We start from the raw sequence: 9,080 nt of genomic DNA on the forward strand, positions 1-9,080 counted from the left end.
AGGGTCGAAGTTTGATCGCCGTGCAGGCGATCAAACGAGGGGAGGGCGTCCACGCAACGGAAATTCGCCGTGGTCACCCTCCCCGCGATCGAACGCCTGAACGGCATTCGATCGGCGACCCTCCCGTTGAAACGGGAGGGTGAAGCAATTGCCGCTCTGAAATGGTAAATTCTCATCTGCCGCGCGCCTGAAAAGTACCGGATCCCGATAACGTGATATCCGTTTGTGGGTAAGCATGCCAGCCCGACGTTTTTGCAGACCATAGATCACTCTGCATTATGCCGCTTTTCAATTCTGACTTTCTGACTCGCCTGGAATACCTGTCGCTGGTTTCGAAGAAAGTGTTTCGCGGGCAGATGATGGCTCAGCGCCGGACGACGGCCGTCGGCAGCGGAGTTGAGTTCGCGGATCATCGACAATACTACCCCGGCGACGATTTTCGGTATCTCGACTGGAATCTCTTTGCTCGCCATGACGAATTGCTGCTGAAGCGGTTTCAGGAAGAGGAAGATCTGCACGTCTATCTGCTGCTGGACTGTTCTCGCAGCATGGCAGCGGGAGATACGTCGAAATTCGATCTCGCGCGGCAGGTCGCCGCCGCGCTGGCATACATCGCTCTGGCGGATCTGGATCGCGTTTCCGTGTTTGCGTTCGCCGACGGGCTGATTGACGAATTTCCGCTGACTCGCGGTAAGGCTCGCATCCTGAGTCTGATGCAGTTTCTGGAAAAGCTGCAGCCAGCGGGAGCGTCGACCAGTCTGTCAGAACTGGCAGCACAATTCGTCCATCGTTCGCATCGCAGGGGACTGGCGGTTGTTCTCAGCGATCTGTTTGATCCGGACGGTTTTCAGCGCGGCATCGATCTGCTGCGGTACCACCGCTACGAACCGCATATCGTTCAACTGTCCAGCCGGCGCGACACTAATCCTCTGCTGCTGGGCGACGTGGAATTGTGCGACGCCGAAACGGGAGAAGTTCGTAATCTGGTCATAACGGAAAAGCACCAGCAGGCCTATCAGGCGCGGTTCGCTGCGTTTCTGGCATCGCTGCGCGAGTACTGTTCGAAGTACGGAATCGGCTGCACGATTGCCGACGCGGAGATGCCGTTTGACGAACTGGTACTGGGCATGATTCGCAGCACCGGCAGCGGCTGAGCCCTGCGGGCGGAATGCTGTCGCGGGTTTCTCGCAGCCTGATGCGTCCGGCGATGCTCCGGCAAGGCACTGTTTTCGTTGACGAACGTGTCGTGTATGCTCCGCCGGCATTCACCGCAAACTGACGACCCGCGAATAGACGACTCATGTGGGAGCACGACTTCATCATGCGTTCACGAAACTCATTGGCCGTCGTTTTTCTGATCGTACTGGCGGCCGGGATGTCGGCATCCGTCTCTCTGGCGCAGCAGGCGCCGAGCGAACCTGTGCCGGATGCGGATACCAATGCGGCCGCCGCGGCACTTTCAGAGTCGCCTGCCGCGACGGAATCATCCGACGCTGAGGACGCTCCCGTTCAGGCCAACCTGCTGCGCCTGTTCGAAAAACGCGTCGACAATTACGCGAAGACAGCCGTCAATGCCATCGCGTCCGTGTTGTTCTGGGAATTCATCGGCCGTCGCACGTTTACAGACGACCTCGGTGATAGTCCGCTGGTATCCGCTCGTCTGAAGGAACTCATTGCTGCGGCTGAATCGAATCTGACGCCGGACGAACAAAAGGAACTCCGGCTGCGAATCCGCCAGGAGAAGAAATCGCTGTGGACCGTCGATTTCGCCAGGCGACACCTTTCGGAATCCGACGCGGCGGACTTCGACGAAGAACTCATCACGATGACTCGTCAGGTTCAGCCACTTGTCGACAAAGCGGCCGAAAACGTCAATCGTGACGAGGCCGACTTCACGCTGTCACTCGCCAGCGGGGATCTGACCGAAACAGAACGGCTGGTGGTTGCCGACGCGCTGAACGACCGATTCAGCGGAATGCCGCTGCGAAGTTTCAGTGTTCAAGTCGCCGAAAGTGATGCGACCGACCAGAAACGCCGCTTCACCGCCGTCAACAGCGGCATTCCGTTTATCGTTGCGTGGCTGGTCGCCGGAGCCGTGTTTTTCACTCTGCGAATGCGGTTCATCAACCTGCGCGGATTCTGGCATGCCGTCAAAGTGACCTCCGGCAAGTACGACGATCCCACCGATGAAGGTGAAGTCAGCCACTTTCAGGCGCTGACAGCGGCGCTGTCCGCAACCGTCGGACTGGGAAATATCGCCAGCGTCGCCATCGCCGTCGGCATCGGCGGACCGGGAGCCACGTTCTGGATGATTGTCGCCGGGCTGCTGGGCATGAGTTCCAAATTCACTGAATGCACGCTGGGACAGATGTACCGGCAGGTGCGCCCGGACGGTCGCATCATGGGCGGTGCCATGTTCTATTTGTCTCGTGGTCTGAAGGACATCGGACTGGGACCGCTGGGGATGATTCTGGGAGTCATGTTCGCAGTGCTTTGCGTATTCGCATCGTTCGGCGGCGGCAATGCGTTTCAGGTCAATCAGGCGATCAAAGCCGTGCAGCAAACGTTTGGCGAAACACCGTGGCTGCAGGAAACCGGTGGTCGACTAGTCCTGGGAACGATCATGGCCCTGCTGGTTGGCATCGTGATCATTGGCGGTATCCGGCGGATTGCGTCAATGGCGGAAAAGATCGTTCCGCTGATGTGCGGAATCTACGTGCTGGCATGCCTGTTCATTCTGGTGAAGAACGCCGGTGCGATTCCCGACGCCGCGCGGCTTATCGTTTCCAGCGCGTTTACCCCGGCCGCCGGGTATGGAGCGATGATCGGTGTTCTGGTGCAGGGGTTTCGCCGGGCGGCATTCAGTAATGAAGCAGGAGTTGGTTCTGCCGCGATTGCGCATTCAGCCGCCAAAACGGACTATCCCGCGCGCGAAGGTATTGTCGCGCTGCTGGAACCGTTCATTGATACTGTCGTCGTCTGCACAATGACTGCCCTGGTGATTGTCATTACCGGAGCCTATGACGTCACGAAACCGGAATTCCGCGAATTGATCCTCAGTACAAACGGAGCAGGTCTGACCGTCATCGCGATGAAGAGTCAGATTTGGTGGTTCCCGTATGTGCTGGCGGTGGCAGTTCTGCTGTTCGCCTATTCAACCATGATTTCGTGGTCCTACTACGGCGAACGCTGCTGGTCTTATTTGTTCGGGGACGGCAGCTCCATGGTCTATCGCATCCTGTTTCTTATCTGCGTGATTCTGGGATCAGTGGTTTCCGCCACGAGCGTTCTTGATCTCAGTGACCTGATGATTCTTGGCATGTCGTTTCCCAACATTCTGGGAGCCGTGCTGCTGTCCGGAAAAGTAAAACGCCACCTGGACGACTACTGGCGCAAACTGAAAGCCGGCGAATTCGATCAAACGCCCGCAACATAGCTCCGCCTCGACTCCACATCGCCCATTTGCATATCCGCCGTCCCGACTCTCAACTCTCAACTCTCAACTCTCGCCCCCCTCCACTCCGGAACCCACACCATGCCGCTGACCTGTTCCAAAGTTGTCGTTCCGGTGGACTTCTCCGGCGAATCACCGAACGCCATTCGCGCCGGGCTGCAGCTCGCCGGCGATCCCCAAAACCTGCACCTCTTGCACGTGCTGGTTCCCATCGATGACCTGTCACCGGGAGTTCTGCTTGGAGAAGTCACCGAAGAAACTCGCGTCGAACATATCCGCGCGAATCTGAAAAAACTGGCTGACGACAACGGCGCTTCCGATGCGCAGCAGGTCGTTCTGCTGGGAACGCCGGGACTGGAAATTGCTGACTATGCCACACAACAGTCGGCGGACATGATTGTCATCCCGTCCCACGGCTATCACGGTGTGAAGCGGCTCGTGCTGGGATCGGTGGCCGAACGAGTCATTCGACATGCGGAATGCAGCGTGCTGGTGCTCCGACGTTCCGACGCGGAATAGCCACGCATGTCCTTCGAATGGCGATTCTTCGACTGCTGTCTGCAGCGCCGGCAGATTCCACTGCTGATGGGAATCCTGAACGTCACGCCGGACAGCTTTTCCGACGGCGGCCTGCATACCGACGTGGAAAAAGCCGTCGCTCACGGTCTGCAACTGGCTGCCGCCGGAGCGGACATCATCGACGTCGGCGGCGAATCCACACGTCCCGGTGCTGCACCGGTCCCGGTTGATGTCGAGCTTCGTCGAACGATTCCCGTGATCGAAGAACTCGCGCAGCGAATCAACATTCCGATTTCGATCGATACCACGAAATCCGAAGTCGCTCGCCGGGCCGTCGCTGCCGGAGCAAAGATCGTCAATGATATTTCCGGTGGTACGTTCGACGACGACATGCTGCCGGTTTGTGCGGAATCCCGCGCGGGAATCTGCCTGATGCACATCCAGGGGACTCCGCAAACGATGCAGCAGGATCCCGTGTACAGTGACGTCGTCGCAGACGTCACCGATTTTCTGCGCCAGCGGCTGGAAGCTTTCGCCGCTGCGAAGATCGCGGCCGAACGCATCTGCGTCGATCCCGGAATCGGTTTCGGCAAGACGGCGGACCACAATCTGCAACTGATGCGGGCCGTCAGCACAATGCGAAACGAACTGCAGCGACCCGTACTGATCGGCCATTCGAGAAAACGATTCCTGTCCCGGCTGCTGGGGCGCAGTGTCGAGGAACGCCTGTCCGGAACGCTGGGCGTTGCCATCGCGCTCGCGGAAGCCGGAACCGACGTCCTGCGCGTACACGACGTGCAAGCCGTCCGGGACGCGTTGCTGGCATGGCGGGCGGTGTCGAATCCCGATGCATTGCCTCAGGATTCGTCAGTCGGCGGAACCGAATGACACCCCGCGCGAAGCGGCGCGGCGAATCATGTGAGCCTGACGATCACGGTCGCTCGCCCGACGCCAGACGGTTGTCGAATTCTTCAAGCACCGGCCGGATATCGGCGACGCTTTCCACAAGAGCATGTGCTCCGGCCGACGTTAACGTGACTCCGGCGGCGCGGATGGCGGCACTGCGTTCTTCGTCCGGCAACCGACTCAGTTCTTCTTCGCCAAGCCCCACGCCGTTGCCGGTGCGAGTGACGCCGACGGTCCAGCAGCCGGCATGGCGACCGGCTTCGACGCCGACGGCGGTATCGTCGACCTTCACAATCGTCCACAACGGATAGACGCCCATCTTCATCGCTGCCGTGTAAATCAGGAACGGTGCGGGACGGCCTTTCGGCGCATCTTCCGATCCGAGCGAACAGTCGGGAACGTAGCCCTGTTCCGCCGCAGCGGCCGTCACAATCTGCAGCAGTTCGCGCGTGTAGCCGGTTGAAGATCCGATCTTCAGCCCCCTGCTCCGGCACCAATCGACCAGTTCCGGCACGCCGTCAATCAGTTTGCTGTGATGATGAAGAGTCTGCTTCTGCAGCGGCAGAAAGTCGTCGTACATCGCGTCGATGTCGGCGTCACCGCACGCGCAACCATGCTGACTGCGCCATCGGGCGGCGACATCCGGCATGGCCGCAATCGCTGCGATATGATCGCGTTTGGCCATTCCCATCGGTTCCCGCGCCTGCTGCGCAGAAATCGGCACGCCGCGCTGACGGAAGATCTCCTGAAACACGACCGCTGGAGCACAACTTCCGTGGTCCACAGTTGTTCCGGCCCAGTCGAAAACAACGGCTTTCAGATGCTGGAAGGAAGTGGTCATTTCTTGTCATCACCTCAAACACAATTCCGCGATCGGAGTTTCGAGACGGTCATCCGCGGCGACGAAATGCCTGGAAGTCTTGCCTGCGCGTTGCCGGTTCATGCCTGGTCCTGCCAGAACTGTTCCGCCAGCCCGAACGACATCGTCATCCCTGCGCCGCCGGGTGCGACGCGCACCGTGACACCGGGATGCGGTTCCGCAGTAAAGATCGGTTGCTCCGGATGTTTCGCGTAGATGCCGTGCCAGCGGCGTTCGATCGTCCAGTCGGGCAGCACGAATTGTTTTCCCAGTTCCCGCAGCATGAGTTCATCAATTTCCGACCGGTCGAAGATGCTGATCCGGTCATCGTACTCGTGTGAATCACCCAGCACGACCTGGCCGTGTTGGTTCTGAGACATCATGACGTGGATCCCGAATCGATCCAGCTCAGGCGTTTCCTCGGCGACGCGACGTTTCAGCGCCGCCAGCGACGGACAACCCGCGAACGACGTGTAGTGCCGCAGTGTCAGCCCGCTGGCGACATGCGGACCGAGTTTCCAGCCATCGCGCTGAGCGACCGTGCGCAGCATCTGCAGCTTGCAGATTCTCAGGCCGGAATTATGAAACGCCTCGGGAAACAGAGTCTGAAAATCATGACCGCTGCAGATCACAGTGCGATCGGCCTGCCATGAACGACCGTCGGACGCACTCAGAACACCATCTTCCGCGGCGATGACATTCGCGCCGAAGCAGCATTCGACGCCGTGCTGTTCGTGCAGCCAGGCCGGCAATCGGTAGATCGCTTGTTCCGGATTCACGCAGCATTCGGTGGAACTCCACATGGAACCCAGCAGGTCATCCGGCTTCGCGGCGGCAGTCCGATTCCGTGTCTGTTCGGGAGTCAGCAGTTCGACGGCGATGTTGGTGCCGCGGGCCGCGTCGCGGAATTCTTCCAGCACGGCAAGTTCGTCGGCACGATGAGCCAGATGCAGCGATCCGCATTCATTCAGCCACAGCCCGGAACCCTTTGCCGTTTCCAGCCACAACTCACGCGACCGCATTGCCGTATCGAATAGCGGTCCGGGCGGTTGCCCAATGGGCCAGACCATTCCGAAGTTGCGTATGGAAGCTCCGCACGCGATAGGAGACCGTTCCAGCAACACCACCTTCAACCCGCGAACGGCGGCTCGCCACGCGTGAGCGAGTCCGACAATGCCGGCCCCGACGACGGCAACGTCATGTTGTGTCACTGCTAGATGCTTCATAATCGACGTGGCAGCGCTGTTCTTTTCAATGTCGGACGCTCATCGGGTGGAACTGCGTCAAGTCGATCGCGGGCAGCATTTTGAGCTTCTATGACGGCGGAAGCTGCAAATCGGAGTCCAATCCCGACCAGCGACGCGAGGGAAAATACAATTAGCAGTGCTGCGATCGGAAAAACATGACGTCCGGACGCTGTACCATCGCGACTGTGCTTCTCCACTCGCCGCAGAGACTTCACAAAGTGCTCAAGGTCCGGAGTCTCCAGCCCGGCCACTTTCGCCGCGTCATCCCAGTGCCGCAGGCGCAGTGCAGCTTCCCAGTGCGGCGACTGGCGAAACTCGGCCAGTTCGTCGTCGGACATATTGCCGCCCTGCAGTTCCAGACTGGTCAGCGATGGCGGTGAAAGTGTCTGACGATATTCGGGATCAACGGTACACAGGTACCGCTTGGCCGCGACGTGCAGGCGGACGGGTTCGGTCACGGCATCGTCGAAGTGTTGTTGCAGAAACCGGTTGCCGCTGACTTCGTGTCGATCGTCGATGCCTTTGTCCGGAGCATCCGACGGCAGCTCGTGCAGCAGATGGCCGACGTCGTGCAGCAATGCGGCGACGATCAATGATGGCGACGCGCCTTCCTGTTCGGCCAGCGCCGCGCATTGCAGAGCGTGTTCCTGCTGAGTCACTGCTTCACCGCCGTATTCGGAATCTCCCTTCGCGCGGAAGAGTCCTGCAATGACTGACGATGGGCCCGAAGTCTCCGGGACGGAACGGTCATTCATGGTTTCACGGCCGTGCGAATGGGTCGGTGTTCCTGAGCGAACTGAAATGCGGTGTTGACGTCGGGCAGAGCAAACGACCGTTCAACCAGCTCCGCGAACGGAAACTGCCGACCGTCGCCTGCCAGAAATTCGACCGCTGCCAGCAGGTCATCCGGACGATAGTTATGAACTCCCGCGATGGAAAGCAGCCGTCGGACCACTCGTTCGGGATCGAGCAGCAGATGCGGCCCCGGAAACACAGAACCCACCAACACGATTCTCGCGCCGGTACCCGCCAGATCGATGGCCGCGTGATTGGCCTCGGGCTGTCCCGTCATTTCAAAGACGACATCGAACCCGTCGCCGCCGTTCGCCTGCGAAGTTTCGGAAGCCGCGGCGGGAAGATCATTCCACGCGACAACGCGATCCGCTCCGAAGCGCAGCGACATAGCTCGCCGTTGTTCGTTGACGTCGCAGACGGTGACGGAATCGGCTGCGGCACATTTCGCCATTGCTGCCATCGTCAGGCCCAGCATTCCGGCTCCCAGAACCAGCACTCGGTCGCCGTCGATCGATCCGGCGGTTCTCAGCGCCGCTGCACACGTCGACGTCGCACAGCTTGCCGGACACAGAACTTCATCCGAAAGTGACGCGTCAACTTTCAAGGCCGCGGTGTTCTTTCGGAGATGGCAGTGCTGTGCCAGCCCGCCGCTCAGCGACCAGGCGTCTTCCAGTTTGTGATGTCCGTACTTGTGCAGGTCGGCGCACTTTTGAGGAATTCCGCGTCGGCAGTTGCGACATCGTCCGCAGCTCACGGCAACGGACCAAACGACTCGGTCGCCCGGTTGAAGTGTCTCGCCGCGCAGGTCGGTCAGTGCCTTGTCCGGCACCTGTTCGACGACGCCGACAATCTCATGACCGAGTATCGTGGGCGCCGGCACGGAACGCCGTCCGCTGCAGGAATGCAGGTCACTTCCGCAGATCGTACAGCAGTTGATTCGCACCAGAGCCTCGCCGTCGCGCAGTTCGGGAACAGGCAGTTCGCGCAGTTCCATCGGCTGACCCGGCTGCGTGAAGACCGCAGCGAGACTGGACGCGGAATTCGCCGGCTTAGTCGTCATGCACGAGAATCGAATCTGCAGTTTGTCGGAGTTGATCGTCGGCAGTGTCCATCGGCGAATCGCTGAGCACCTTTCGGAAATACAACGCGCTGAACGCCAGTGCCAACAGCGAAAACACGACCGTCCACATCGTCGCTGTACGAAAGAAGGGCAGGAACTCGCCTTCGGCCGGAAGAAAAGTCTTCGCCACCATGATGGCGGCAAATCCCAGATAGCCGACCGAATCGGCAAGATACATCA

The 9,080-nt window shown here is 59.7% G+C and carries 9 protein-coding genes; 4 read left to right on the forward strand and 5 right to left on the reverse strand.

The annotated features are described in order from the left end of the window. Positions 1-278 precede the first annotated feature (278 nt). The 4 genes from R3C19_26075 (at position 279) to folP (ending at position 4,861) form a co-directional block, all read left to right on the forward strand. The gene (locus R3C19_26075; GenBank protein MEZ6063829.1) at positions 279-1,154 is read left to right on the forward strand and encodes a DUF58 domain-containing protein; all 876 of its coding nucleotides are present in this window, start codon (positions 279-281) and stop codon (positions 1,152-1,154) included. Between the two features lie 167 nt (positions 1,155-1,321). Then, complete coding sequence (locus R3C19_26080) at positions 1,322-3,436, forward strand: alanine/glycine:cation symporter family protein (protein ID MEZ6063830.1); 2,115 nt, start codon at positions 1,322-1,324, stop codon at positions 3,434-3,436. 99 nt (positions 3,437-3,535) lie between these two features. Then, entirely contained in the window at positions 3,536-3,973 is a 438-nt protein-coding gene (locus tag R3C19_26085; GenBank protein ID MEZ6063831.1) for a universal stress protein, read from the forward strand. 6 nt (positions 3,974-3,979) lie between these two features. Next, a complete protein-coding gene (gene folP / locus R3C19_26090) occupies positions 3,980-4,861 on the forward strand; it encodes a dihydropteroate synthase (protein MEZ6063832.1) in 882 nt (293 codons plus the stop codon). A 43-nt stretch (positions 4,862-4,904) separates the two neighbouring features. On the opposite strand, the gene R3C19_26095 is transcribed toward folP, so the two are convergent. The 5 genes from R3C19_26095 to R3C19_26115 all read right to left on the reverse strand — a co-directional run. Then, a complete protein-coding gene (locus R3C19_26095) occupies positions 4,905-5,720 on the reverse strand; it encodes a phosphonoacetaldehyde hydrolase (GenBank protein ID MEZ6063833.1) in 816 nt (271 codons plus the stop codon). Positions 5,721-5,818: 98 nt separating this feature from the next. Next, positions 5,819-6,949, reverse strand: a complete 1,131-nt coding sequence (locus R3C19_26100; GenBank protein MEZ6063834.1) for a TIGR03364 family FAD-dependent oxidoreductase — start codon at positions 6,947-6,949, stop codon at positions 5,819-5,821. Positions 6,950-6,960: 11 nt separating this feature from the next. Then, entirely contained in the window at positions 6,961-7,740 is a 780-nt protein-coding gene (locus tag R3C19_26105) for an HD domain-containing protein (GenBank protein ID MEZ6063835.1), read from the reverse strand. Then, entirely contained in the window at positions 7,737-8,840 is a 1,104-nt protein-coding gene (locus tag R3C19_26110; GenBank protein ID MEZ6063836.1) for a zinc-binding dehydrogenase, read from the reverse strand. Before R3C19_26110 ends, R3C19_26105 begins: the two co-directional genes overlap by 4 nt. After that, on the reverse strand, positions 8,830-9,080 hold a 251-nt coding region (locus tag R3C19_26115; GenBank protein MEZ6063837.1), incomplete at its 5' end, for a DUF5690 family protein. The genes R3C19_26115 and R3C19_26110, both read right to left, overlap by 11 nt.

Source organism: Planctomycetaceae bacterium, from assembly GCA_041398785.1.
Taxonomy (GTDB): domain Bacteria; phylum Planctomycetota; class Planctomycetia; order Planctomycetales; family Planctomycetaceae; genus JAWKUA01.

What these genes read in the sequence shown, in the direction of transcription:
- R3C19_26075 (MEZ6063829.1), top strand. Translation starts at nt 279, where the DNA reads ATGCCGCTTTTCAATTCTGACTTTCTGACTCGCCTGGAATACCTGTCG.
- R3C19_26085 (MEZ6063831.1), top strand. Translation starts at nt 3,536, where the DNA reads ATGCCGCTGACCTGTTCCAAAGTTGTCGTTCCGGTGGACTTCTCCGGC.
- R3C19_26105 (MEZ6063835.1), bottom strand. Translation starts at nt 7,740, where the DNA reads ATGAATGACCGTTCCGTCCCGGAGACTTCGGGCCCATCGTCAGTCATT.
- R3C19_26095 (MEZ6063833.1), bottom strand. Translation starts at nt 5,720, where the DNA reads ATGACCACTTCCTTCCAGCATCTGAAAGCCGTTGTTTTCGACTGGGCC.
- folP (MEZ6063832.1), top strand. Translation starts at nt 3,980, where the DNA reads ATGTCCTTCGAATGGCGATTCTTCGACTGCTGTCTGCAGCGCCGGCAG.
- R3C19_26110 (MEZ6063836.1), bottom strand. Translation starts at nt 8,840, where the DNA reads ATGACGACTAAGCCGGCGAATTCCGCGTCCAGTCTCGCTGCGGTCTTC.
- R3C19_26080 (MEZ6063830.1), top strand. Translation starts at nt 1,322, where the DNA reads ATGCGTTCACGAAACTCATTGGCCGTCGTTTTTCTGATCGTACTGGCG.